This window comes from Polaromonas sp. P3_B1, assembly GCF_056402935.1.
Genome location: NZ_JBFUGK010000085.1, coordinates 1 through 807, shown reverse-complemented (window position 1 = coordinate 807; position 807 = coordinate 1). Strand labels below are relative to the sequence as shown.

General features: G+C 68.9%; 2 protein-coding genes. Both read right to left on the bottom strand.

What is annotated here, in order from left to right; translation table 11 throughout:
* Nucleotides 1-360, bottom strand: a 360-nt coding sequence (locus AC1DXS_RS24705) for a response regulator (RefSeq protein WP_477740085.1), incomplete at its 3' end; no start/stop codon positions are given.
* Nucleotides 357-807: hypothetical protein (locus tag AC1DXS_RS24700; protein ID WP_477740084.1), on the bottom strand; the 451-nt coding region annotated here is incomplete at its 5' end. The genes AC1DXS_RS24700 and AC1DXS_RS24705, both read right to left, overlap by 4 nt.

The window sequence follows — 807 nt, the reverse complement described above, 5'->3', positions numbered from 1 at the left end:
CTTGTCGAGCAGGCCCTTGCCGTCAAACGGTTTGGTGAGGTAGGTGAACACGCCTCGCTCGGTGGCTTCGACGGCGTCGGGGATAGTGCCGTGCGCGGTCAGCAGGATCACCGGCAGGGAAGGATGCTGCTGCCGGATGTCGTCGAACAGCGCCAGGCCGTCCTTGCCGGGCAGGCGCACGTCGCTGAGCACCAGCTGCGGCCGCTCGATGTGAAGCTGGGTCAGCGCCGCTTCGGCCGAGGTGGCCGTGGTCACGCGGTAGCCTGCCGCGGTGAGCCGCATGGTCAGCAGGCGCAGCATGTCCGCATCGTCGTCCACGACGAGCAGGTGGGGAGAGATTTCGCTGCCGATGTCGTTCATGGCGCGGCGGGGCGGGGTCTGCCGGCGGCGGGCGCCGAGGCCGGCGCCGCTGGCGGGCGGCTCGTGAGGCTGCGTTCAATGGCCTTGAGCGCTTCGAGCCGTTCATTGGTCTGGTCCAGCCGGCGCTGCACATCGCGCAATTGCTGGTTCTGCTTTTCCAGTTGCTCCTCCAGCCGTCGCTGGTCGCCGTAGCGCGATGCCAGCAAGCGGGCCAGCGGATGCAGCGCCTTGGCGTCGGCATTGCCGAGCACGCGGGCGAGCAATTCCTGGGCGCGTATCAGCTCGGGCAGCTGGCGCAGCTGGCTCAGCACGAGCGACAGCTGGAGCTGGGCCTCAGGGCTGGCCGCGTCGCCAAGCCGGCCGGCTTCCTGGGTGAGTTCAGCCGGTTGCATGAGGCGCACGCGTTCGGCGTAGGCCAGCATGCGCAGTGTCATGCCGCTGGCAAAC